This window comes from Cupriavidus sp. GW823-FHT06D04, assembly GCF_058795055.1.
This window is the reverse complement of the sequence record NZ_JBXAHL010000016.1, coordinates 82,631-105,490: the sequence shown is the minus strand read 5'-3', so window position 1 is coordinate 105,490 and position 22,860 is coordinate 82,631. Positions and strand designations below refer to the sequence as shown.

The window sequence follows — 22,860 nt, the reverse complement described above, 5'->3', positions numbered from 1 at the left end:
AGTGGTCCCTTACGGGCGCATCTGGGATTGAAATGCGGCCCGCCCAAGCAGTTGAGTGCTTGCCTGGCGTCGCTGTTGATCGATTGCCGTCGCGAGCGTTTTCAGATCCGCCGCAGAATCCGAGATGATGTTTGCCACCTCCTGCGTGACACGCAGGCATCGCACCATCGCACGCTGATTCTCCAGCTTCTGATGGACCACAGCGCGCAGGTTTTGCCCAATAAGGCTGCGCGCGTAGGTTTCGCCGCCGCGCTCGGCGAATGCGATCAGCATCTCAATGGCCTGTTCCATCGTGGCCGAATGAATGGTTGTGATGACGAGATGGCCGCGCCCGATCAGTCGTGCTAACTCGGCTGCCGCCTCTTCATCAAGCACTTCGCCGAAGAAGAACATCGAACGAGTCTCAGCCGGGAACTTGCGCATCGCGCTGGCCACCTCGGACTTGAAGCCAGTGTTTGTCGCGTCCACCTGTTCGCAGTAGCCGTCACCATGAAAGCCCTCCAACTCCTTCTCGACAGGACTTTCGACAGTCAGGCAATAGCCACCGTAGCGCGCCAGCCGTTCCTTGACCGTTGCGTAGGCCGTCGTTGTCTTGCCAGACCCTGTGTCGCCGGCAACCAGGATCAGACCGCCTTTGCGGAAGTCCTCGTCCAGGAGGAGCTGCGATGCCTCGGCCCCCAGCTTCAGCTCCCCAAGATTCTGGACCACTTTCGGCGAAAGCCGGAGTGCATATCGACCTGGTCGAATCCGTTCGCCTCGGAAGAAGAGCCGACCGACAGGAAAAGACAGACTCTTTACGGTGCTATCGCCGACTTTTTGCTTAAGGACTTGCGCGATAGCGTCGCGCACCGGGAGCATCGACTGCGGAACCCGGGACGGGATGGACTGCGCCGTTGCCTCACCATCCCGCAAGGGACGAAATACCACAGTCTTCTCGATGTCATCGAGATCCACATGCCAGTCACGAAAGCTAGAAGCCTCAAGCCACAGCATGTCATCGATGGGGAAGTCGCCGTTCATCACCGTCCGTTCTCCTGATCCGTTTTCAGCCCGGCTTATGCCTTGCCGATGGTGTAGACGACGGTATTTGCCACACCGCCAGCTGCACAGGCCGTGCCAAGCGCCGTCATGTCGGTCTGCGCGTTGTTTGCCTTTACCGAAGTGCCGCCCACCGTGACAACGCGCACGTTCTGCTCCACGCCAGGGATGACGTCCGCGCATTCCGCCTGGGGAACCTGCGTGAAGGACAGCGTCAGGGCATCGTTTGCCGACACGAGAGTCGCAGTACCAACGGTAACGGTACCGCCCCAGCGGTTTTGAACCGTGGCGCCGACGACCCAGGACTGCGGAAAAACACCCAGGTTAATCAAGCCTGCCGTGGTTGCGCCGGCGTAGTTCTGTCGCTGCGCGTATTTCTGCTGGATCGCAGTAATGATGGCCGGCAACTCCTTCATCTCGCGATTCGCGCGGTCGTTGGACATGTAGTCCGAGACACCCTTATAGATGCCGGCAATACCGAGAGCCAGCAGCACGGCAGCAATCAGCAGCTCCACCAGGGTGAAACCGCCCTGCTGCTTGCGAATGCTACGAGCGTTGATTTTGCGGAAAGTGCGCGATTGATTCATGAGAGTGCTCCTTTTCGTTGGAAAGTACGTTTCGCCGCTTAGCGGCGGTGCTGCTGGTGATTGAGTTGGCTCTTCATTGCACTGGAGAGATCCTGCCCAGTGCGCATCGTGCCGAGGATGAGATAGCCCACGACTACCCCCATGATCAGGATCATCGTGATATTCAGCCTGTATGCGCTTTCCTCGACTTGTTGCCGGGTTTCGTCCATCCCCTCGATGCCTATCCGCTTCATGACGGCAGGGAAATCGCTGCTACGACGGCTACTGTCGATGAGCCGGTTGGCAATGGGCTGCGCAAGGACGCCAGTGTTGAAGGCCTCGCCATGCGAGCGCGAGGCTCTTAGACGGTTTTTAGCGATCTTCCTGATGTGCCACCGCAACCACGGACTGGAACGCTTCTTCAGTTCATCAAGGGTCGCGTCGATGCCGACGCCTGCCGCCAGCATCGACGCGACAGCAACCAGAAACTGGGCTGCGTAATAGTCACGGAACACACGGTAGAAGACCAATCGGTCTGCCTTCACCCGATAGGGGCCTGTCCAGTTTCGGATGGACCAGACATACGCCCACACCCCCACAGCAACCAAGGCCGCGATTAAGATCCCGTAATGGGTGACTGCGTACGAGATGAGGTACAGGGAGTAGCCGGCGGTCCCCCACTTCTCAGGCGGGGCGATGAGTGAGAACACCGGCACCACAAGCAACGAGAGGACAACCATGAAGACAACGGTGATGGCAAGCGCAATGACTGGCACAGTGACTGCTTTGATCAGTACGTTGTTCAGCTTTCGTTGTGACTTGATCGTGACCGCGAGGAACCGAAGCGTCTCAGGCAAGCGGTGCAACGTGAGGTCTTGTGCTGAGATAATCATCAGATCCATCTCGGGGGCACATCCCTTCAACACGTGGGAAAGTCGACCACCTTCTGCGCCTGGCATGTCCATTCGCCGCAGCCATTGCCTGTACAACACGGCGAGTGGATCCTTCTGTGCCGCGGCGCGTGCGGCCAAGGCGCTGAAGTATCTGGCCATAGCCTCCCCGTCCGCAATGGATTCCGCCAGGGAGTCATAGAACTTCTCCCTAGTCTTGCGGAACGCGCGCACCGCGGCGCGATACTTGATCTCATCGATAAGTTCTTGGAGTGCCATGGTGCTTCTCAAATGATCTCGAACCGGTCGAACGTTTCGAAGGTTTCTACCGTCCGCGGATCAATGCGTCCGAGGTACGCCTTGTACAGGGCATGCTGGAATACGGTCTTCCCTGTCATGTTTGGCGAGTCAAAGCGCCCGTCCCAAGAGCTACGCCAGATCCGTTCCGCGTCGAAGATGTCCCCTTTGCGGATCTTTTCCAGAATTGCCCGGGTCGGCTGCAGCATCTCCGCCACCACTTCGACACCTGCGACTCCTGTGTGATTACATTTGTCGCACCCATGCTCGTTGCGCACGCGCATTTGAGTGGTATCGAGGCTGAACCGATCCTGCAGAAACCGCGCGAGGTCAGGCAACTGTTCGTCCACGGGCTGCTTGCAGTCTTTGCAGAGGGTTGGCACCAGCGCTTGATACACGATCAAGTTCCAGAAATTCGGCATAGTCAGCGTTCCCAGAGTGAACCCAATCGTCGGATCAACCAAACGATTGAAGACACCGAGCACGGAGTCTGCATGCACTGTGAACAGGGTGAGGTGCCCTGTTTCGTTCATGATCTTCGCCGTCTGGCCTGACTCAACGCACCGTACTTCACCGATGAATACCGCATCCGGATCTTCACGGACCAGCCGCCGTTGCACGTCTCGCCACGCATCCGGGGTCGTTTCCTGAATGGTCTTCTGGCGGGCCCCGTGAATCTTGTATTCCACAGGGTGCTCGACAGTGATGATGTTTAGACGGTGTCCGTTCAGTTGATCGACCTGCTCCAAGAAGTATTTGGCAGTCGTGGACTTTCCGGATCCGGTGATGCCAGAAAAGCTCACCGCCCCCTTGCGCGCACGCATCGCAGAGAACAACAGGGCCGCCTGGTCATCCGAATAGCCAGCGCCTTGCGGTGAAGACCAGTCGGTGGTCTTGGAGAACAGATAGCGCAAGTAGACGGTGAACCCACCGAAATTCGGCGTGCCCGTATAGCGGATGTTGAAGGCTTCTTTGCCGTTGTCATACGGCACCATGCATTCAAGATCGATTTCGGTGCTAAAGCCCGCATCGTTATTGGTCTTGTCGGCATGCAACTTGTTGTAGGCGAACGCCACAGCATCCTTCACCGTGTCAATCGGATGGATGCCCTTGTCCGCGGATCGTGGGGGTATCAAATCTCCGTTCACCCGGTACAGCAAGGATCCAGTCCGGTTTGCCTCCTCGAGCAGAACGTGCAGGTCTGTCGCGCCTAGCTCCAGCCCCTGGTCGATCATCTCGTTCCAGAAGATCTCTGCGGACGTCAGCCCTTCCGTAAGGACGCCGTTGCTCGTATCCAGTGTGGATTCGGTCGCATACAGCTGAGCGATTAACTCCTCCGGAGCGTAGTAGTAACCGTCGATCCGGATGCCGATAGCTTTGAGCTGCGCCGCCATGGAGCGAACCAACGACTTTCGGCCTTCGTGGAAGCGTGGATCGACGTAGAAGTTTGCAGACTTCTCGTTACCCAAGGCGATACAGCCGCGCCGAAAGTCGTCTGTGACGCCTTTTGCCAAATCGCTCTTCCTCCCCGTATGGATACAACGATACGTAGGAATCTCGGCAAAACTGCGTACCCACTTATGCTGCTCGGCAGCGGGCTGCGCGGCTTGCTTCGCCGCGACTTTTCGCTTGGCCACCGGCGCGACTACAACCGGCTTCTTTGGCCCAAAGCCAAGGAGGTTCGCAATGGCGTTCATCAGCGTGCTCTCGTGCCGCTTAGCGCTTGGCAGCGCCAGCTGCCATGTTCGTCAAAGCCTGCGCCAAGGGACTGACTTGCGTCGGGGTCGGTGCGATGATAGGCGGCAAGGAAGAGCCGAAGCCAGTTGGAGGTGCGATGCCGCGCGATTGCGTGGTTGCGACCGTTGCGGGCTCGGACAAGTAGACGACATGACGTGTGACCCCCTTGGCCTTCTTCTTGCCTCGGGTGAAGTTCACTCTTTGCGAAGTAATCGAGTCCACGTACCAGCCCGGCATGACTTCATAGCCTTCCTTGACCGCGGTGGGCACGCCGCCCTTCACGGAAACATCGGCAGTGAGCTTTCCCACTTCACCATACACGGCTACCACTGAGACGTCCTCAATGCGTGGCTTGGTGTCTTCCCCCACAACTTGCGTCTGGACAGGGGCCGCAGCGGATTGCGTACCGGCAGCTGGTGCGTCTACTTTCGCCTTCGACTCCGCTCGCTTCTTCGCAATCTCATCAGCCATCGCTGCGCGCTGCTCGTCTACAAGATCCCGCAACGGCGCGGCCTGTGCGACCGAAGCGCACAGCAGCACCGCGGAGAGAACCGCGACCGGCTTAGTCTTTGACATAGTATTTGCCTTCCAGATTGAATGTTGGCCCAGTGCTATCGGACCCCAGCGTTACGCGCGCAAATGTCATGTTGCGAGGCAACAGCGACGCGATCTCCGTCGCAAGCGCGAGCGGGCCTGTATAGCTGAAGGTGCCAGCACGAACTGGCGATTTGATGGATCCTGCAGGAATGGCCGGGTCCGCCCCGAAAATCTCCGTAGGTGTGAAGGTGTATTGGACGCCAATTAGGCGAACGTCCTGCGAAAAGGAACCGGTGTCCTCCATGAAATGCTGCATGGTGGGCAAGCGCGAAGGATCGAGGAGCGAAGGCGGCGCGTTCTTCGCAGGCACAGTGAACGACGCTCCTTTTCCATCCAGAGACGCGGTGATTTCCCTTCCACCCATCGCACTCTTGAGCGAGAAATTGTTGCCGCCGACGTTCTCCCATGCGTAGGTGCAGCCGCTTGCCTCACAGACAACCTGCTTCATCATCCACCCGCCTTCGTACACCTCCTGATTCATCGCTGATTCGATGAGAGGCGGCGCGGCCTCCGCGACCGGAGGGCCGGCTGTTGAGAGAGCCGCTGCGAGGCTTGCAGCATACAGCTTCTGAGGATCCTGTTGCTTGGCGCGCGCCGCCAAGCGAGCCGCCCTGTCACGTTCCTTGCTCCAGGTCGAGTAGCCGTATCCCGCGCCGACCACAGCAAGCAGTGCCACAAGGAGCAGTAGCTTCGGATCGACGCCACGCGACGCTGGCGTCAGGGTAGCTCCCTTGATGTCACCCTCTTTGACCAGGTCTGCTAGCGGCAGTGGGATGCTGTCAGGCAGCAAGTTCCCAAAGAACTGGAACTTCGAATCGGTCTGCGCCAGGATGGATTCGGCTGCGGCCATTACCTCCGCCTTCGAGCCACGATAGTCGCCACCTGGGAAGGGAACACCGTTCTCAACGACCGCCATATGCGCCGAGTCGCCACGGAATTCCGCCCAAAGTAGGTTTGTCCCCGCGTCCGGCATCGTCGCCAGGAGGATTGCAGGCGATACCAGCTTAGCGTTGCGCGGGATCGTGCCGGCAGCGACCAACGAACGCCGGTCATCAGCTGGCAGCAAGCCGTAGAGGACCTCCACCTGGCTTGCCGCGCGAACGCTATGCGACGCGTCAAATTCCTTGAACAGTTGACGCGCCTCCGCCCGTTCGCGGTCGGTGTCGCTAAGCGGGTGCCAGCTTAGACCGAAGACGGCCAGTGCGTCGCCCACTGGAACAATGTGCACAGACATACTCTCGCCTGCCTTAGATTGCGCCTTCGGACAGGACCGGCGTCACCAGGATGACCACGGCTTCGCGATTGGACGTGCCGTTGATCGACCCACCCAATCCGATAGGCGCGCCGGATGTCAGCGTGCGCTTGTCGTATTGACCCGCGCTGCGCTCATAGCCTGACAGCACGAGCGTTTCCCCAGGTCGGATCGCGACTTTCTGCAGGAAGTCAGTCGAGGAGATCTCCGGTGCCTGGATCTTCTGATCGCCAGATGGGACGTCCACGAGCGCCGTGAGATCCGAGATACCGAGACCAAACTGCAACAGAATGCTGTTGCTGTCCAGGACAGTCGGCAAAAGATTCAGCAGGAAACCGGTTGTCACCGTACCAGGTTCCAGACCCGGCGTACCCCCGGCACTGCCACTGGCACCTGCAGGAGCAGGCGTGACCTTCGCGAGATAGGTAGTCTGATTCGTGATCGCGACCGGAACGGGTTGGCGATTCAAAGTCATTGCGTTCGCGGTTGTGACCACGCTCACGCGCCCGAAGCTCGACAGCGCTTTGAAGAACGCCTTCGAGCCGCCCCATCGCGCCTGCGAGGCCGACATCGCGCCATTCGTCGGCGCGAGAATCGATACGCCGAGGTTCGCTGCGTTGTTACTGACAAGCGACGCGGGCGAGGAGAAGCGCAAGGACCACGGCACCAGATTGGAGACTTGATTGAACACCAGATCCCAGTCGACACCGAATTCCTGACCGTTGTTCAGCTTGACGGACAGGACTTCCACGCGCATTGCAATCTGGCGCGTGTTGGCAGCATTCTCGTGATCGACAATCTTCGCCACCTGGTCGACAACATCTCGCGTATCCGTCACCGTGATGGTGCCCGAGGCCTGCGAGATCGCGTACTTGCCTGCGAGGGAGATCACCGACTTGATCGCGTCCTCAACCGACTCCCAGAGGCTGAACTTTGAGTTCATCTCGATGTTCGTCTGCGAGTTGTAGCCCGCGCTCGACTGGGAGTTTGTCGACCCCACAGCACCAGCTTGCGTCTGGCCTTGCTTGCCGATGGCCGACTTGAATGTCGAATCACCTGGAATCGCTTTGAGGGTGAAGATCTTCGTCACCAGGCGATGCAGCGAAATTACGCCCTCTCGATATTCCCACGAGATCCCAGCGCGAGCAGACAGAAGATCCAGAAAGCCACTGACTGGGCCCTCGTAGTTCATTTCATACTCGGCAAGGCCGGGGTTGAATGCCCCGCTTGCTGACAGGCCTGTCGCCAGCAGCGACGACTGATTGCCCATCGTTTGAGGCGCGGGGAGCGGTGGCAAGACAGATCCGCTGCTCGCGGTAGTCGTCGGTGCAGTTTGACGTGCGGTCTGCGCGATGGCATTACCACCGGTCACAAATGCGGTGGTGGGCAGGAGAACGTCGGGCTTCACGCGGACGGGAATTCCAGTTACCTGCGTCACGCGCTGGGCGACAGTCTCAATCCCAACTTTCCCCGGAAACTTGAAGGCGTAGCGCTTGCGAAACACCTCCGGGAGGGTGAGATCTGCCTGAAGAGGCAGCGCCTTACCGCCAAGCCAGGCCCCACTGCTCTTCTGGACCAACGGCACATTGCTGGTCGTCGTTTGGGTGAGGACCTTGTTGCTGTAGTCGGTGACGGCGTCGCGGTTCGCCATGTATTGGCTGTCGACATTCTGCTGCAATGTGCCGCAAGCGGCGAGAAACAGCGGGGATGCGGCAAAGAGCCTGCGCACGGTAGGATTGATGTTCACTTTTCGCATTCCTTCTTGTCGCCGTAATGGAGGATACGGACCACACGATTTCCTTCGTACATGCAGCCCAGCAGCGGGAATTCGCTGGTCCGCAGCGAAGCTGTGAATTGCTCCACCGCGTCTTCGAACGTGCCACCGAATGCAGCCTCGAGCTGCACCGGGAAGTCGTACTTCACTTCCCATGCAACTTGCCAGCCGGCGTCCTTCGCCCAACGCATCAGCGACTGGCGCAGCGTGAGGTCGCTTGCGCGCACTTCCCATCTCGCTGCCGCGGGCACTGCATTGGCAGAGCCTGGGCCCGTAGCGCGCACCTTCTGCATGCCGAATGTGATGGTTTGATTGGTCCAGTCAATCGTGGCAACAACACCAGGCAATTGTGAAACCACCTCTCCCATGACTACAGGCCATGGCTTGCCGCCAGACCAACTGACGGGCACGTTACGGCTTACATCCGCGTAGTCTGCGTGAAAAGCCGTCGGCAAGACTGCAGGGACTACATCTGCGAGCGCCATGGCCGAGCCCTTTCCTCGCGCCTCCTTAACACTTGCCGGTCGTGTACCAATCTCGACAAGACGACCAGCTGTAGCGCGTGTCTCAGAAAGTTGCTTTCCGGGGCTTTGGTTCGACTCGGGTTGCTTGGCCTCTGCGGGCTTGCTCTCGCCAGCAGGCGTCTGGGTCGACGCAGCAGGAGTTGGCGCTGCGGGTGCAGATTCATTGATGAAGCCGGCCATGGCCCCGCCGCTACAGAGCAGACCGCTCGCCATCAGCGCTGCCACCAGGTTCTTCTTATCCATTTGCTCTGAGATCCTTCAGTCAAAGAAGCGGCGGTGTACCCACCACCCGCGAGAAGCCACACTCCTGCCACGTAGCCAGTGCCGAACCGCTCTCAGGAACACGGGCAATGTGTAGCCGCGTGTCTCCATGAGTCGAAACATCACAACAACAATGAACGCGACGCTGAACGTCCACACGCGCATGTGAAAGAGCGCGAAAATGAGCGGAAAGAACGCGCGCGCATCGATGGATGCAATGCGAGGCGTACGAGCTGCATCACGCCAAATCGACTTTCTGCCACTCATGCGTTTGCCTCCCCTGCGTAGCGCTTGTAGGCTTTCGCGTCGATGCGCCCTGCCTCCAACAACACCTTTAGTCCGCCACTCATGCTTTGATTGCGCTCTGCGACCTGGCGGCGCAGGTAGCTGCCCCAACTCGTGTAGTCCATTTCGCCCATCTCGGCGCGAATCGCATCATCGAAGTACAGCCATTCGCGGACAGCCAAGCGGTCGCCATCCAGAGTCGGCACGAGGATCTGCACGACAACGAGACGGATCGACCCCAGCAGCTTGGACGCCACTGCCGAATGCTGCGCGGGCGGGAAGACCTGAATGGCGCGGCTGATGGTTTCTGCAACACTATCGGTGTGCATGGTCGCGTAGGCGCCGTGCCCCGTGAGGGCGGCCTCCACCAGCGTGCCGATGGTCTCAGCGTCACGGGCTTCGCCAATACCGATGATCGTTGGCTTGCATCGCATGGCATTGCGCACGCCAGCTGCGAAATCCGGAATGTGGCGGCCAATCTGCATTTGCCGAATGCGCGGGCCATTGTTCTTCACCTTCGTATAGAGGAACTCGATGGGATCTTCGTAGAGGAGGATCTTCGCGTCGCCGACGTGCTCAGAGCAGTGGGCATAGAACGCCGACATCAACGTCGTCTTACCAGAACCCGTCGGGCCGCAGATCAGCACCAGGCCGCGCGGCTGGTACAAGTTTTCCTCGATGCCGGCAGGCAGGCCGAGCGACGGCATCGCGACGGGCGTTTCTGGAATCGAGCGCATGGTCACGGATATGCCGTCATCGGAGTCGCCAATCTGGCCACTCGCGATGTTCACGCGATAGCGAAAGTTCTCGCGCGCAATGGTGAAGCGATATGGGCGGTCAGCATCACGCCCGCCGCGAATAACGCCAATCAGGTCTGCTCCAAACGCGCCGCTCAACAGCGCCTTGATCTCTTGGTCGCGCAGAGGACGAGTGCTCGCCTTGCGCTGACGGCCTTTGATCTCGACCCAGGCGTAGTCATTGGTCTGCAGGACGATGTCGGAGGCGCCCTTCTCAGAGCAATAGCTGAGAAAGGACTGGCACTCGCTTTCGGAGAAGTTCGGAGCCAGATCGAACGGCTGGATGTAGTCGTGCGTCATTTCGCCGCTCCCGAGGCTGGCAGCACAGTTGGTTGCCACTTTTTGGGGTCGGTAATGAAGCCGCCCGTATCCGTGACCCGCATGAGCGTGTCACCCAAACGCAGCTCGTTGCGGTCTCCGCTCACCACACGAGGGGCCACCGCGACGGTCGGCTCAGACACCATGCCGTTGTTTAGGAGATACGAGTACCGCATGATTCCAATGAAGTCGCGGTCCAGCCTGGCGAGGTTCCGCTCAAGAATCTCGTCCGCCAGCTTCTGACCATGAGCCCAACCATCGGCGACGTTCTTCTTCCAGAACGCCTTTTCCGCGGGAGTTTTTGGCAGTGCCGACGACACAGGCATCGGTACGTCCTTGGTCAGGCGCAAGCCCACGAAGAGGTAGTCGCGCCAGGAAGGTGGAGTCGTTACTGGCTTCGCCTTGACGACGATCTTGTAAATGCGGTCGGCCACACGGACCTGCTCGTCGGACGACTGAACGGCGTCCCGGGCTTCGGTAATCACTGGCGGCAGGAGCCCATTCTTGGTGACGTACGCGGAGAAGCGATATTGCCTGTCAAGCACATAGGCGCGCTTTTCCAGGTCGGCCACCAACACCGCGCAACGGTCAGCCAAACCGGCCTGGGACCCCATGCTCCGTGCGGCCTCGCGCAAGATCGCGGCGCGAACCGGCGTCACCTCAACGTCAGCGGGCACGGTGTCCGCCGAAAGTGAGGAGATCTGGTCCAGCGACATTTGCGCAATGGCTGCCTCGCTTGCAAACACTAGCGCGGCAGCAAGCGGCAAGAGCGCCTTGGGGTCAATTCGCACGGTAATGAACTTCCAAGGACTGCTGACGAAGGATGACGTCCCCTCGCCCGCCGAGCTGGACGCCGATGTTCTCCAGCACCGCGACAAAAGGCGTGTTGACTGCTTCAATCGCTACCGGGGACGGCACGCGACGGCCCTTGATATCGAAAGTAAGCCCCTTCGCCTCAGCCATCTTTTTGATGACGTCCGGAGCGTCGCCGTGCCATATGACGGTGACGAGGTCGCCGTTGATTTCGACCTTACTTGGCTTCTGGGCCGGCGATGTGAGCGCACCAGCGCGCGCGATATCAACTAGCATGGCGTCGATCTTCTGAGCGGACGCAGTCAGCTTGGTGTCGAGCATGCGGGCCGTTTCATCAACAGCTGCCGGAGGTGTCGCGCAGGCGGAAAGGCAGGCCGCTACTGGCAACGAGAGCATGTGAGGACGCTTGAACATCATACGGTTATGCTGGTCCTGAAAATTTCGTATCGATCATATCATACGGAATTTCGCGTTCAAACAAAAATGTGCCTCGTATGCATGAGTCGCGATGGCCGTTACTACTAGGCATGGAGTGGTTGTTGAGCGGTTCGAGTGGGCGTTGCGGGCTCTGTCGTGGGCAGCATGGTCCGGACGAAGCTCAGCGCGAGGCCGGGATCCGTACGAGTTATGGAAGAGCTAACCCGAGTGTTGGGTGCTACTGCTATCGGGCGCATCAGTGCCCCATGGGGCTTGTTGAAATGGCTGATCTAAGAAGCAACAACATAGAGCTTCCTGGGGCGAGGCGACGTTTCACCCAGTTTGGAATGTATGTTTGGGTTTACGTTTACGTATACAGCTTTAAAAGCGTTTACGAGGCTAGAAGTGTTGCCGGAGGCGGCTTAGCGGGCACCTTTCACCCAGTCTAGAATGGCTATTCACCCAGTATGGAATCGCTGCATGGGTAGATATCGCCCAATCTGGAATGACTGTTCACCCATTCTAGAATGGGTAGCAGGATGCTTTCACCCAATCTGGAATCTGAGCGAGAAGCTGCGTTGAGATACAGGCGACCTTTCGCCCTTGCCCACCTTGTCGCATTGGGTGAAATGGTGCAACATAGGCGCCATGCAAGCCACATCTGACAGCGGCCAGGAGCCGCGCAAGAATCATCTCAAAAAGCATGTCGCCGCCATCCATACTAGCGGCGAGCTGAGCCTGCTCGAGCGGAAGCTGTCGAATGTGCTTCTGTTGAACGCGTACGATGACTTGCCAACGGCGCGTACTCATCGGATTCCGGTCGCTGCACTGTGTGTGATCCTGGGCTGGGAGACTAGCACCAGTCAACGCAAGCTGAAGGACGCCCTACTTCGGCTCATGTCCACTCCCATCGAATTCAATCTGATGGGAGATAACTTCAAAGGCGGAGAGGACTGGAGTGCGACGTCCATCATCTCATACGGGCGCATACATGGCGGCGCCTGCACTTACCGCTACGATGAAGCTCTGGCCGAGAAGCTGTATGACCCTGCCATCTACGCCAAGGTGCATATTGGCGTGCAGACCCGTTTCAACGGCAGCTACGCCTTGGCTCTCTATGAGAACTGCTTGCGGTACCTGAAGGTTGGCTCAACGGGTGAATGGGACGTAGTGACGTTGCGGAAACTGCTAGGGGCGACTTCCGACCACTACAGCGACTTTGGCCGCCTGCGACAAAAGGTCCTGACGCCTGCGATCAAAGAGATCAACCGAGTCGCAGACATCGAGCTGACGTTGCATCTGATCAAGGTGGGTCCGAAGGTGACTGCGGTGCGCTTCCAGGTGGATCCAAATCGTCAGGCGTCTCTGTTGCCGCCTGGCGAGTTGGATGAAGTTTCTCGCTTGCGGGAATCGCCTCTGTTTGCGCGCTTGCGCAAACATGGCATCGGAGAGAAGCTGGCGCTGAGTTTCCTTGCCGAGGACCCTGAGCGAGCAGCCCGTATTGTCGAACTGGCCGAAGAGAAGGATGGCAAGGGTGAGATTCGTAGCAGCACGGGTGGGTTTATCCGTTCACTGATGGACAGCGGCGCCGACGTGCAGAAGCCCGTGCAGCAGCGACGGAAAGAAGACGCCACGCAAAGGGCCAAGTCCCAACGCGAAATTGAAGCGCTAGCGGACCTGAGATCTGAGTTTGAACGCAGCACCAAGGCAAAGTCGGTGCAAGCCTTGACCCCTTCTGAATTGCTGGGCCTGGCTCGCGTGTTTATCACTACCGATGCCGGGAAGCCTTACGCCAACGACTTCTCCGAAACCAAGACGGATCATTTTCCAGGCGGTGCTGCTCGTGTTGCCTTTCGCCGATGGCTACCGAGTCAAGTAGGTTTGCGTCTCGGCGACGACGCCTTTGCCGCCTGGCTGGCTGAACGAACAAAGGCAATTCATACCTAATTGGTAAAAAACATCAATTTAGGTTCGAATTCGTTTGCTTCCCATTGTCAGTGCAGGATATGATTCCTTCATCTCAAATTGATGAAGGGCTTGTCCATGGCGATATCTATCTACGACATTGCGGAACAGGCACTGAAAGCTGCCAGCACCGTTAGAGACGTGCGCGGGCGCATGCTGGCTCCAGAGGCTCGAAAGCAGCCGCCCGTCTTCAACATGGTCCAGCTCGCCGGTCTGTGTGGAGCGGAAAAGACCGCCATCGCTTATCGATTGACTCGCAACGAGTTGCCGAGTGGCGTGGTGAACGACACTGGCCGTCGTCGGGAATTCACCTTGGCAGAGGCCCGGGAATGGGTCCGCGTCTTTCGCGCAAAGATGGCCAAGCCGAAGGGTGCGAAGGCGATGACCATCGCCGTGTGTAATTTCAAAGGCGGTGTGAGTAAGACCACGACGACGATGACTCTCGCGCAAGGACTTAGCCTGCGGGGTCATCGCGTGCTCGTGATCGACATGGATCCACAAGGCTCGCTGACCACGCTATTTGGCATCCTGCCTGACACCGAAGTTCGCGAAGAAGACACGTTTGTGCCGCTGGCCAACGGGGATGAGGACTCGCTGGACTATGCCATCCGCTCTACCTATTGGGACGGCATTGACCTGGTACCCGCTTCCCCTACCCTTTTCACCTGCGAATTTGGTCTGCCTGCACGACAGATGAAGGACCCAGAGTTCCAGTTTTGGAATGTCCTGAACGGGGGGCTTGGCGCTGCGCGCGAGGCCTACGACGTGATTCTGATCGACACGCCGCCCGCGCTGAGCTACGGCACAGTCAATGCCTTCATGGCGGCTGATGGCTTGATCGTGCCGACGCCGCCGAATGCTTTGGATTTTGCCAGCTCTGCACAGTTCTGGACTCTTTTCAGCGACCTGGCGCTGAACCTAACTCAGACTACGGGCGTGGATAAGACCTTCGAGTTCATTCACGTACTGCTCGCGCGAGTGGACCACAACGATGCCGCGGCCAGCGTGGTGCGCCAGTGGATCTCCGCGACCTACGCAGAGAAGGTTTTGCCGGTGGAGATCCCGAAGACGACGGTCACTTCCAACTCCTCCGCGGAGTTCGGTACGGTTTATGACGTGTCGCGCTATGACGGTAGCGCAAGCACCTATCGGCGGGCCCGCGAGGCCTATGACCGAGTCACAGAATTGGTCGAGCAATCCATCCAGGCCTATTGGGCCAAGACCGCTCAGTAAGGAGGCATATGTCGATCAAGGATCGTTTGCTGGCCAAGTCCGGCGATATTGGCGTGGCGCGGCCTGCGTCCGAAGAGCCGCAGTCCAGAGAGCGGGATAGTGCGCCGAAGACAGGGCCGGGGCAGATGCTTGCGTTCCGGCAACAGATGCTGGAACACACCAAGCAGGTTGAGTCGCTGAAAAGCGAGCTTGAGAAGTTTGACGGTGCTCAGCCAGTTCGCAAACTCGACCCGAAGCTGGTGCATCGCTCGCGCTGGGCTAACCGGCACGAGGACAGCTATTCGGATGGAGCCTTCCAGGAGTTGCGCGAGGCCATCAAGAGCACTCAGGGCAACGTGGTTCCGATCAAGGTTCGTCCGCGCGAAGATGGCGAATACGAGTTGGTGTTTGGAAACCGGCGTCATCACGCGTGCCTGGTCGACAATCTTCCGGTGTTGGCGCAGATCGATGAACAACTGACCGATCGTGATCTGTTTATGCAGATGGAGCACGAGAACCGGGAGCGCAAGAACCCTAGTGCCTGGGAGCAAGGCCGGTCATACCAAATGGCTCTGGACGCAGGGCTGTGGCCTTCGCAGAACGCTATGGCGTCGGATGTCGGGGTGAGTCAAGCGCACGTTTCCCGTTCGATTGCGGCGTTTGCCCTGCCCTCTACCTTGGTGGAGGCGTTCGATAGTCCAAACGATATCCAGTTTCCGTGGGTGAAAGACCTAACCGGCTTATCGAAGCTGGAGCCGCGCGTTCTCGCTGAGCGGTTGCGTCAAGCTAAGGAAGTCACGGAGCGCACGCCAAAGAAGGTCTTTGCTGCGTTGATGGACGACGGCCCGCGGGAGGCGGAGGCCCCCAAAGCGGCTAGGAAAAACACCGGCTTGGTATCTGTCAGCGTAAGCGGCAAGGACACGAAGGTCGTGTGCAAGAAAACTGTCCTGACCGAGGAACAGCAACAGAAATTGGCCGAACTCGTGGACGACTTCATCCAGGCACAACTGGGCGTGAAACCGACCGCTTAGCGCCGCTTATACATCATGTATAAGCGCGCGAAAGTTGGAGGGTTATACATCATGTATAAGCCGCCCTTGGCGCCTTACACAGACTCGCAGTAGAAGCAGTGCCGGGATAGGGATTAGGCCCCCTACCCGGCACCTGACACCCCAACCCAAACCAGGAAATTGGAATGCTGACTCAATCATACCCTGCCCGAGCTGGCCGGGAGGCAAACGACCGTCATTTGCGTCCGTGGGCTTACACTGCCCTCGCCTTGCTTTCAGGCGCTGGGGGCGTGGCCGCCGCAGTAATTACCACGCGCTTTTTCGTGCTCGGCCTTGAGCGCACCGAAGCTGATGAACCTGCGCGCCAAGCACTGATCGCCGCGGGTGCGCTAATGGTCGTCGTTGAATTGCTCGCCTTTGGCTTGGCCGCTCTCCTGCCTCGCACAGCGTTGCGCGCCGCCCGTTTCAAGCTTGTGGCGTTGGGTCTTGCCCTACTCGCTTTTGAGGCCGGCACGCTCTATGTCACCCAGGTGGCTATGGTACGCACGTCTCAAGCCGCCTCACACAGCCAAAACACTAGAATCCACGAGCTGCGCGCATCAATCGTGGCGCAGCGTGAAGCTGCAGCTGCCCTGCGCGAGACGTCTGCAAGGCAGGCGCAAAGCAGCAACGTATGGATTCGCGAGGCTGCCGCAAAGCAGGCCCGTCAGGCGCTGGACGTGGAAGCTAATCTCGCCGGCCAAGTGACAGAACTTGCTCGCCTGGAGGCCGCGTCCGCGCCGACCTTGGCGGATACGCTGGGCGAACAAGGCATGATTGCCTATGCCGTGTGTCGGTCGTTGTTGATCGTCCTGATGGGGGTCGTTCTATTCGCTGTGGCCGGTGCACTTCTGCGTGCCCGCCGCACCGTCATCAATGCGGTTGGCCCATGCGAGCAAGAGGTTGTGGCTGAACCTGTGTCACAGCCGCTTCCAACGATGCGGTCTACTGGAGGCCGGTTCGCTGCTGCACCGCTTGCTGCATTGGCCGCAGCGCCTGCAGCGTTCGCCCAACCGCAGGTCACTGTACAAACGCCCGCGCCGGCTGAGCGGCCAACTGTAGCAACACCGATGCAGTCGACCGCATCAACGATGATGCGGCGGGCCGATGCAGTGGTAACCGAACCGCTAGAGACCAAGCATCGTGCAGTCGTTACGCAAGGGGCAGTACAGGACTCCGGCACTGGTGAGGACGACGGCGCAAGGTTTCAGCGCGTACGCGCCGACATTCTGGCTGGCAGGCTCAAGCCTTCGCTGCGTGCCGTTTACGCCGAGCATGGGGCAACACAGGCTGTGGCACGACGGTATTTGGCGGCAATGGAGGCCAGCGGGGAAATCAAACGGGTAGGGCAAGGATACGTGCTGGCTGACGCTTCGTCAGGGACCTAATTCTTGGCCGGAGGTGAAGCCCCATCTCTACTATGAGTCCTTGACATCCGTCCAGGGCAGGGCGGATGTCAAGGATCTTCCAGGCAATCAAGGAAGGCCCGCGCAAGCAGCGTTATCTGCGTCGAACGGAGTAGGCCAGAGCCTCTTGCGTTTGGGAGTCGAGCGCGTTCCAGATTTTGGTCTGAGTTGCACTATCGAGACTGGGCCAAGCTCGCACAATGGCGCGCCCGATATCAGTCGCCTGGGCCTGCTCTGGCGTCTGCATGGGCTGATGGCGACTAACCAGGGCACCCACGCTGGCCGCTACGATGACGCCTGCAATCACAGCAGCGGCCCACATTCCTCGCCTCTCCCAGCTTCCTCGCGAATGTGGCGCTGTTCGATGAGGGGTGGGCTTCGAGATTGCAGCCCGTGGCGACCCGTTCATAGCGGTTAGCGTGGCCGTGGCCCGCTCGACCTTCTTGGCAGCGTCAGAGATCTTGTCTGCGAGCTGGTCAACGTCCTCGAAGTGCTGCGCCAGGAGGGCTTCGTGGACCTTTCGGATTTCACGCATACCCGCGGTCTCTACTTGAACAACACCTTATAAACCGCGTCGAGATTATCGTTGGCCGAGTCTGCGAGGCGCTTGGCAAGGATCATTTGCACGCAAAGTTCCTTCTCATGTTCGTCCTTGGCTTCTTTCAGCTTCGCGCGGAAATCGGTTGAGTCCGCCAGAATCTCGGAAAGCGTCTTGCCGAGAGCCTTGCTTCGCTCGAAGACATCGTTCTCGAAGACGGCGGCCTCCGGCCTCACAACACATTTCTTCTCCTCAATGGCATAGCCGAAGATCGCGCCAAACTCGCTATGCACATCGTCCTCGATGGCCATCTTGTTGAACACGACTCGGATCTTCTTAGCTGGCACACCAAGTGCTGACAGCGCGTCAATGGTGGCGATGGTGTCTTTCTGCTGCTTGGATTCCTTCACGACCGGCACCACAAAATAATCAAAGTCCTCGTGGGATCTGCGGTATTGCGTCATCGCGTGGATGAAGGCCTCGATGTTGGAGGCTCCAATATCGATCACAGCAACGTCGTTCGTAAGCAGATGGCTTTGCAACTCGTCGTACTGGCTGGCCTTGATGCTCTCGCCGCCTTCGTCTGCATTGATCGTTTCGACGGTGATCAGCTCGGTGTTCAGTCGCGGTGCGAGAAGATGGCGGGCGAGCGTGGACTTGCCAACGTTGCCTGAAAAGTTGATAACGGCGACACGCATTTAGGACTCCTTTTTATGTCCAAGACGTTTGGAAAGGGTGGTGCTGCTTGAGTAACGCGAGAATTTTTCTTCGCGCGATTGCTGATTGGTCAGTGCATCGCGAACTGCCTCAGTGGCCGTATCGGATGTTGCCGCGCTAGCCACAGGTGCCTCATTGATAAGAGTGGTCTGGGTCTGGGGGGGCATGGGCGGGGAAGTGGACAACTGGCCTGCGCACGACACTCGGGCCGCCTTGCCTCGTTGCCTGCGGATTCGGTACAGCGCGCTCTCGAAGCCCTTGAGGCTCATCCTGAAGCCCTGCGCGTTTAGAGCGTCCAAGATTGCTTGGCGCTTTACGCCCGCGCTAAGAGCCGCTTCCACCTCCTCTAACACGTCGCGCAGGCGCGCAGTCTCGGAGCGCCCGTTGCTGTCTGTTGCCAATGCGCGCAGCGCCCCTGCCACGCTGCTTCTCTCCATCGGGGAGCCTCCTTTTTAGTACGTATCAGTGTAATTATACGTAAACAAGCGATGCAGTGCGCTCACGGTGACATTGCGAGCGTTCTGCATTGCGCGTGCAGTGCACTTGCAGTGAGCAGGCAGTGAACATGCAATGGCCCGGAGTGAGCGAGCAGTGAACCTGCGGTGCATCTGTGTCCAATTGGCCGATGGGGCTCAATGCTCGGTAACAGATAATTCTGTAACCACCACCGAATGCGGCGGGCCGCGAAGCAAAGAATCCGCGTGCCGCCCGCACTTCCGCTCTAGATCAGCGTGCTACGTTGATTAGGTGTTAGCGCTATTGTCCGTTACCGAGCATTTCATATGCTCGGTAACGGACAATACTGGCATCTCGATTGCCGCGACACAGGAGCGTCAGCCCGGAGGCCCACCTTCATGTGTCTGACGAACCCCGAGCAGTGCCGTTCCGATGCTGGAGGGATAACACGACGGCGTTGTAGCCCGGTCAGAAGGTGGGCAATCGGGCTGTGGGGGGACAGCATCAGAGGACAGCGACAGGCACAGCAGTAGGGCCAGGATTAGACGCACGACATCTCCTTGCGAGTTCATGATGTCGAGTAAAGCGTGAGCGTTTTAGGCATCGCACCAACACACCTGGGCCCGCTCCCGGTCACGCCAGCGCCGGTTGCAACTCGTCCGGCCCCCAACCTGTGCCGAAAACACGACATTCGATTCCGCCCGAACAAGGTATCTGCTAGGATTCCGCCACCGAGTGCCTGTTACACGACGTAGCGGGCGCTCGTGTAACGCGGCTATGTGCAAACATGGCCGCCGCCGATACCAATCCGAGTAACGGAATCTTCCAGAGTCGCAACCCGCATCGGCAGGCAACGGCAGGAACAGCAACCCACCAGGAAGTGACCGACAGCTCAGTGACCAATCGCCACGACAGCAGCCGCGCATGGCCAGCACCCCTCCGGGACGACACCGGCAGGGTCTGAAGGCGAACAGCGTGGCCGCGCAGGTAAGGAATCGAGCGAGACGACACCGCCAGGCCGGAACCACGTGGGAGGAATCAGCCGAGAGCGGAAGGCGCGGGATATGAAACCGCCAAAGCCGCGCCGAGCCAGCGTCAGGCTGGCCAACTCGAGGAAGCAGGGTCCGACCGAGGGCGAAAGCAGCATGGCAGCAACCGCCAGGATCGAATCCAACCTGTTGAGTGACCGCCACCGCGGTAGCCGCGCACGGTCGAGGCCAACAAGGCGGGTACGCCGTTGAGAGAAAGCAGGGCGGGTGAGGCTCAAGCCAGCCGTCCACGGAACCAACCGCAACCATTGAAGCGCGACGCACATGAATCCGAACAGAGCACGCGAGCAATCCCGGACGTCGGCAACGGTCGAGTGCTACCTCCGGCGCGCAAACGGCTTGATGAGCCGCTTGGCGAAAGAGATGGCGCTCCCTGATGACGCCTATCCGCCGCCTGAGGCTGTCGTCGCCTTCCTGAAGCGGAACGCCTCCCAATGGAAGTGGTCGACATTCCGGCAGTACCAGGCCAGTTTGGCCTGTCGCTACGAGATCGAAGCCGAAAGGACCGGCAACGCTCTCTTCACGCAGACTGCTGAAGAGATCCGGACCCTACCTTACGGTGACTGCGTGCCGCCGGATGCAGTCGGCCAGACTTCGTCGCGCAAGCGCAAGGGTATCCGGAAGGCTGACTACGATTTACTTGTCGCCAACCTCTCGAACCCTACGCGGAACGGTCGTTACGCCAAGCGCGCAAGCCTATGGCTCATGGCCGCGGTCGCGACTGGCTTGCGCCCACGCGAGTGGGAGTACGCCGAGCTGGACGAAACCACCGGCCTGCTGCATGCACGTAACGCCAAGGCCACAAATGGAAGAGGAACCGGCCCGACGCGCTCTGTCCCTGTCGCAGCCGAAGATATGGGGGTCGTCCGCGCGCATATTGCCTCCGTCCGCGAAATGCTTGCCGCAGGAAAGTCCTTCACGGAAATCCACGAAAACTGCGCAGTGGCAGTCAACCGGGCGTGCAAAGCGCTCTGGGGGAATGACCCGACCAAGCGCTACGCGCTGTATTCAGCTCGTCACCAGTTCAGCGCAAACGTCAAGGCCGTGCACAATCACCAAGAAGTTGCTCGCCTGCTCGGGCACGCGTCTACGCGGACGTCCCGGACGCACTATGCGCCAAAGCGCTCCGCCTGGCCGAAGTACCGCGACCAGACAAAGCCAGCACCGACCCCGAAGCCAGAGGGCGCATAACCTGTTGCTCAAGGGCTGAGTTACTAGACGTCTCACCCCAGGACCGGTCGGGAGATTGCCGAACGGACTCTTCCTCACAGGCGGCAGGTTGACTGCAAGTCACTGATTCCAAAGGGACAAAATTTTGTCCCTCTCCCAGCCAGCCGGTTTTGCGTACCTAAATGCAATGCCGATAATTATTTCCACGACCGCCGTCACCAACACGTGTGACGTGTTGCCGTCGCTCGCCTGAGGCACGCGTTCAGCCTCCCCCGAGACCAGCCTCGCCTGGCCGCCCTGGCTTGCAACTATTAGCCCCCGTGCGCCCGTGGGGCCTTTGCGATATCACTCGCAATTTGCGCCAGAGCAACATCTGTATGCCCCAGTGGTGGGGCATCCCCCCCAAGTGGGGTATCCATAAAGTTGTCATATCCGCCGTTTAACCAAATACATAAGTCAGATAAAAGCAACGTTTAGATCACAAATCAACAGTTGCCATAGTGCCTCATACGCCACATACAGGAGGCAGAGAGGCAACATTCCCCACCCATAAGTGGGGTAAATGTACTAACAAGCGCACAAAATGGCCGAGTCGCAGATTTGTTTCCCGTCAGTGAATGTTCTTGACAGTCAAAATCTGAGCGCGGTTTAATTCCGTACCATTGACACGATACATAATTACGCCCGTTCCAATGTCCGCATCCGATAGACCGCTGACGGCTCTCAAGGCCATCCGCGTGGCGCGCAACCTCAGCCCAGACAAGCTCTGTGAAGCCGCTGGGATTTCCCGTTCGTACTTCACCCGCCTGGAGCAAGGCGGCGTGCCGACGCCGGAAGTCGCGGCGAGTCTGGCGCGCATTCTCAACTCTGGAACGTGTGGCCGCGATAAAGACGGGGCACCCTCGGAACAGAAGACGAAGCTACTAGCCGCCTGCAAAGAGCTTCTCGACCGCATGGGCGGCGTGTACATGATCGTGTCCGAGATCCACCTACTGTATCCGGAGCGATTTGCTGCTCGCCAGCCAGAGAAGGACACCGCCTAATGACGTCGCCAGCCCAAAAGTCTCCAGCCGGCGCGCGTCCGGCCATGAACACGGACCCCATCATGAAAATGCTGGCAACGTCCGGCTTCTACAAGTCAGGGTTCAGTCGCCAGCTCCGCAACAACCTCGTTATCGGCTTCGCCCTGGTCGGATCCGTGGCCCTGAACATTACGCAATTCGTGACGCGACCCGCGCCGGTCCTGGTCGGCATGACCGAAGGGGGCCGACTGATCCAGATCGTTCCGCTGTCGAAGCCCTTTGTCAGCAGCGAAGCCGTCCTGCAGAAAGTACAGAAGACTGCGACCGGGGCCTTCTCACTCGACTTCGATGACACCAATCTCAAGGCGAAGTTGGTTGCGCTGCGGCCACAGTTCACCCGCGACGGATACGCCTCCCTGATGGAGCAGTACGACACGTCAGGCCTCATCGAGAAGATCCGCTCGCGCCGGTTGGTGACGTCAGCCGTAGCCACTGGTGCGGGGGTGATCGCAAACGAGTATGAGCGGGACGGCGTGTACACATGGGAAACCGAGATGCCCGTCGCCATCACCATCACCGGCCAGAGCGAGCGCAAGACCTACGAATGCCTGGTCAAGCAAACAGTCAAGCGTCTGCCGGTCGAAGACAACCCGGCAGGCATCGCTACCCAGTCCCTGCGGCTTACTTGCAACACAAAAATCAACTAGGTG

General features: G+C 59.1%; 21 protein-coding genes. 7 read left to right on the top strand and 14 right to left on the bottom strand.

Annotation, left to right across the window (positions count from 1 at the left end):
• Positions 1-9: 9 nt before the first annotated feature.
• Genes AC1Q7H_RS20550 through AC1Q7H_RS20495 form a run of 12 tightly spaced genes read right to left on the bottom strand, consistent with a single transcriptional unit; the run spans position 10 to position 11,566 of the window.
• Positions 10-1,020: an ATPase, T2SS/T4P/T4SS family gene (locus tag AC1Q7H_RS20550; protein WP_116321310.1), complete on the bottom strand. Its 1,011-nt coding sequence runs from the start codon at positions 1,018-1,020 to the stop codon at positions 10-12.
• Between the two features lie 35 nt (positions 1,021-1,055).
• The gene (locus AC1Q7H_RS20545; protein ID WP_116321311.1) at positions 1,056-1,625 is read right to left on the bottom strand and encodes a type 4 pilus major pilin; all 570 of its coding nucleotides are present in this window, start codon (positions 1,623-1,625) and stop codon (positions 1,056-1,058) included.
• A 38-nt stretch (positions 1,626-1,663) separates the two neighbouring features.
• On the bottom strand, positions 1,664-2,773 hold the full coding sequence (locus AC1Q7H_RS20540; RefSeq protein WP_116321312.1) for a type II secretion system F family protein: 1,110 nt from the start codon (positions 2,771-2,773) through the stop codon (positions 1,664-1,666).
• An 8-nt stretch (positions 2,774-2,781) separates the two neighbouring features.
• On the bottom strand, positions 2,782-4,488 hold the full coding sequence (locus tag AC1Q7H_RS20535) for an ATPase, T2SS/T4P/T4SS family (protein ID WP_116321313.1): 1,707 nt from the start codon (positions 4,486-4,488) through the stop codon (positions 2,782-2,784).
• Between the two features lie 19 nt (positions 4,489-4,507).
• Positions 4,508-5,104 carry a type IV pilus biogenesis protein PilP gene (gene pilP / locus AC1Q7H_RS20530; protein WP_116321314.1) on the bottom strand — a complete coding sequence of 199 codons (597 nt, stop codon included), beginning with the start codon at positions 5,102-5,104 and terminating at the stop codon, positions 4,508-4,510.
• Positions 5,091-6,359: a type 4b pilus protein PilO2 gene (gene pilO2, locus AC1Q7H_RS20525; RefSeq protein ID WP_116321315.1), complete on the bottom strand. Its 1,269-nt coding sequence runs from the start codon at positions 6,357-6,359 to the stop codon at positions 5,091-5,093. The genes pilP and pilO2 overlap by 14 nt, the downstream gene beginning before the upstream one ends.
• Positions 6,360-6,372: 13 nt before the next feature.
• A complete protein-coding gene (gene pilN / locus AC1Q7H_RS20520) occupies positions 6,373-8,124 on the bottom strand; it encodes a PilN family type IVB pilus formation outer membrane protein (protein ID WP_492381677.1) in 1,752 nt (583 codons plus the stop codon).
• Positions 8,121-8,918 (bottom strand): toxin co-regulated pilus biosynthesis Q family protein, encoded by a 798-nt coding sequence (locus AC1Q7H_RS20515; RefSeq protein ID WP_116298459.1) that lies wholly within the window; start codon positions 8,916-8,918, stop codon positions 8,121-8,123. The genes pilN and AC1Q7H_RS20515 overlap by 4 nt, the downstream gene beginning before the upstream one ends.
• A 15-nt stretch (positions 8,919-8,933) precedes the next feature.
• On the bottom strand, positions 8,934-9,203 hold the full coding sequence (icmT, locus tag AC1Q7H_RS20510) for an IcmT/TraK family protein (RefSeq protein WP_116321316.1): 270 nt from the start codon (positions 9,201-9,203) through the stop codon (positions 8,934-8,936).
• A complete protein-coding gene (locus AC1Q7H_RS20505) occupies positions 9,200-10,318 on the bottom strand; it encodes a type IV pilus twitching motility protein PilT (protein ID WP_116321317.1) in 1,119 nt (372 codons plus the stop codon). Before AC1Q7H_RS20505 ends, icmT begins: the two co-directional genes overlap by 4 nt.
• Complete coding sequence (locus AC1Q7H_RS20500; RefSeq protein ID WP_116321318.1) at positions 10,315-11,127, bottom strand: type IV secretory system conjugative DNA transfer family protein; 813 nt, start codon at positions 11,125-11,127, stop codon at positions 10,315-10,317. The genes AC1Q7H_RS20505 and AC1Q7H_RS20500 overlap by 4 nt, the downstream gene beginning before the upstream one ends.
• Complete coding sequence (locus AC1Q7H_RS20495) at positions 11,117-11,566, bottom strand: DotD/TraH family lipoprotein (protein WP_116321319.1); 450 nt, start codon at positions 11,564-11,566, stop codon at positions 11,117-11,119. Before AC1Q7H_RS20495 ends, AC1Q7H_RS20500 begins: the two co-directional genes overlap by 11 nt.
• 648 nt (positions 11,567-12,214) lie before the next feature.
• On the opposite strand from AC1Q7H_RS20495, the gene AC1Q7H_RS20490 reads away from it, so the two are divergent.
• The 4 genes from AC1Q7H_RS20490 to AC1Q7H_RS20475 all read left to right on the top strand — a co-directional run bounded on the left by AC1Q7H_RS20490 (position 12,215) and on the right by AC1Q7H_RS20475 (position 17,180).
• Positions 12,215-13,513, top strand: coding sequence for a replication initiation protein (locus AC1Q7H_RS20490; protein WP_116321320.1), 1,299 nt, complete (start codon positions 12,215-12,217; stop codon positions 13,511-13,513).
• 96 nt (positions 13,514-13,609) lie between these two features.
• The gene (locus tag AC1Q7H_RS20485; RefSeq protein ID WP_116321376.1) at positions 13,610-14,764 is read left to right on the top strand and encodes a ParA family protein; all 1,155 of its coding nucleotides are present in this window, start codon (positions 13,610-13,612) and stop codon (positions 14,762-14,764) included.
• Between the two features lie 8 nt (positions 14,765-14,772).
• Positions 14,773-15,774, top strand: a complete 1,002-nt coding sequence (locus AC1Q7H_RS20480; protein WP_116321321.1) for a ParB/RepB/Spo0J family partition protein — start codon at positions 14,773-14,775, stop codon at positions 15,772-15,774.
• Between the two features lie 269 nt (positions 15,775-16,043).
• A complete protein-coding gene (locus tag AC1Q7H_RS20475) occupies positions 16,044-17,180 on the top strand; it encodes a hypothetical protein (protein ID WP_147316236.1) in 1,137 nt (378 codons plus the stop codon).
• Positions 17,181-17,744: 564 nt separating this feature from the next.
• Here the strand turns inward: AC1Q7H_RS20475 and stbB are convergent.
• Together stbB and AC1Q7H_RS20465 are read right to left on the bottom strand one after the other, a co-directional pair.
• Positions 17,745-18,434 carry a StbB family protein gene (stbB, locus tag AC1Q7H_RS20470; RefSeq protein ID WP_116321324.1) on the bottom strand — a complete coding sequence of 230 codons (690 nt, stop codon included), beginning with the start codon at positions 18,432-18,434 and terminating at the stop codon, positions 17,745-17,747.
• The gene (locus AC1Q7H_RS20465; RefSeq protein ID WP_199414641.1) at positions 18,435-18,890 is read right to left on the bottom strand and encodes a hypothetical protein; all 456 of its coding nucleotides are present in this window, start codon (positions 18,888-18,890) and stop codon (positions 18,435-18,437) included.
• 1,410 nt (positions 18,891-20,300) lie between these two features.
• Between AC1Q7H_RS20465 and AC1Q7H_RS20460 the strand changes: the two genes are divergently transcribed.
• From AC1Q7H_RS20460 to AC1Q7H_RS20450, 3 genes are all read left to right on the top strand, one after another.
• Positions 20,301-21,149 carry a site-specific integrase gene (locus AC1Q7H_RS20460; RefSeq protein ID WP_492381676.1) on the top strand — a complete coding sequence of 283 codons (849 nt, stop codon included), beginning with the start codon at positions 20,301-20,303 and terminating at the stop codon, positions 21,147-21,149.
• 671 nt (positions 21,150-21,820) lie between these two features.
• Positions 21,821-22,171 carry a helix-turn-helix domain-containing protein gene (locus AC1Q7H_RS20455; protein ID WP_116298363.1) on the top strand — a complete coding sequence of 117 codons (351 nt, stop codon included), beginning with the start codon at positions 21,821-21,823 and terminating at the stop codon, positions 22,169-22,171.
• Between the two features lie 62 nt (positions 22,172-22,233).
• Entirely contained in the window at positions 22,234-22,857 is a 624-nt protein-coding gene (locus AC1Q7H_RS20450; protein ID WP_158577687.1) for a DotI/IcmL family type IV secretion protein, read from the top strand.
• Positions 22,858-22,860: the final 3 nt, after the last annotated feature.

What these genes read in the sequence shown, in the direction of transcription:
- icmT (WP_116321316.1), bottom strand. Translation starts at nt 9,203, where the DNA reads ATGAGTGGCAGAAAGTCGATTTGGCGTGATGCAGCTCGTACGCCTCGC.
- AC1Q7H_RS20490 (WP_116321320.1), top strand. Translation starts at nt 12,215, where the DNA reads ATGCAAGCCACATCTGACAGCGGCCAGGAGCCGCGCAAGAATCATCTC.
- AC1Q7H_RS20465 (WP_199414641.1), bottom strand. Translation starts at nt 18,890, where the DNA reads ATGGAGAGAAGCAGCGTGGCAGGGGCGCTGCGCGCATTGGCAACAGAC.
- AC1Q7H_RS20455 (WP_116298363.1), top strand. Translation starts at nt 21,821, where the DNA reads ATGTCCGCATCCGATAGACCGCTGACGGCTCTCAAGGCCATCCGCGTG.
- AC1Q7H_RS20540 (WP_116321312.1), bottom strand. Translation starts at nt 2,773, where the DNA reads ATGGCACTCCAAGAACTTATCGATGAGATCAAGTATCGCGCCGCGGTG.
- AC1Q7H_RS20515 (WP_116298459.1), bottom strand. Translation starts at nt 8,918, where the DNA reads ATGGATAAGAAGAACCTGGTGGCAGCGCTGATGGCGAGCGGTCTGCTC.
- AC1Q7H_RS20485 (WP_116321376.1), top strand. Translation starts at nt 13,610, where the DNA reads ATGGCGATATCTATCTACGACATTGCGGAACAGGCACTGAAAGCTGCC.
- AC1Q7H_RS20505 (WP_116321317.1), bottom strand. Translation starts at nt 10,318, where the DNA reads ATGACGCACGACTACATCCAGCCGTTCGATCTGGCTCCGAACTTCTCC.
- stbB (WP_116321324.1), bottom strand. Translation starts at nt 18,434, where the DNA reads ATGCGTGTCGCCGTTATCAACTTTTCAGGCAACGTTGGCAAGTCCACG.
- AC1Q7H_RS20480 (WP_116321321.1), top strand. Translation starts at nt 14,773, where the DNA reads ATGTCGATCAAGGATCGTTTGCTGGCCAAGTCCGGCGATATTGGCGTG.
- AC1Q7H_RS20550 (WP_116321310.1), bottom strand. Translation starts at nt 1,020, where the DNA reads ATGAACGGCGACTTCCCCATCGATGACATGCTGTGGCTTGAGGCTTCT.
- pilP (WP_116321314.1), bottom strand. Translation starts at nt 5,104, where the DNA reads ATGTCAAAGACTAAGCCGGTCGCGGTTCTCTCCGCGGTGCTGCTGTGC.
- AC1Q7H_RS20460 (WP_492381676.1), top strand. Translation starts at nt 20,301, where the DNA reads ATGAGCCGCTTGGCGAAAGAGATGGCGCTCCCTGATGACGCCTATCCG.
- AC1Q7H_RS20495 (WP_116321319.1), bottom strand. Translation starts at nt 11,566, where the DNA reads ATGATGTTCAAGCGTCCTCACATGCTCTCGTTGCCAGTAGCGGCCTGC.
- pilO2 (WP_116321315.1), bottom strand. Translation starts at nt 6,359, where the DNA reads ATGTCTGTGCACATTGTTCCAGTGGGCGACGCACTGGCCGTCTTCGGT.
- AC1Q7H_RS20535 (WP_116321313.1), bottom strand. Translation starts at nt 4,488, where the DNA reads ATGAACGCCATTGCGAACCTCCTTGGCTTTGGGCCAAAGAAGCCGGTT.
- AC1Q7H_RS20545 (WP_116321311.1), bottom strand. Translation starts at nt 1,625, where the DNA reads ATGAATCAATCGCGCACTTTCCGCAAAATCAACGCTCGTAGCATTCGC.
- AC1Q7H_RS20450 (WP_158577687.1), top strand. Translation starts at nt 22,234, where the DNA reads ATGAAAATGCTGGCAACGTCCGGCTTCTACAAGTCAGGGTTCAGTCGC.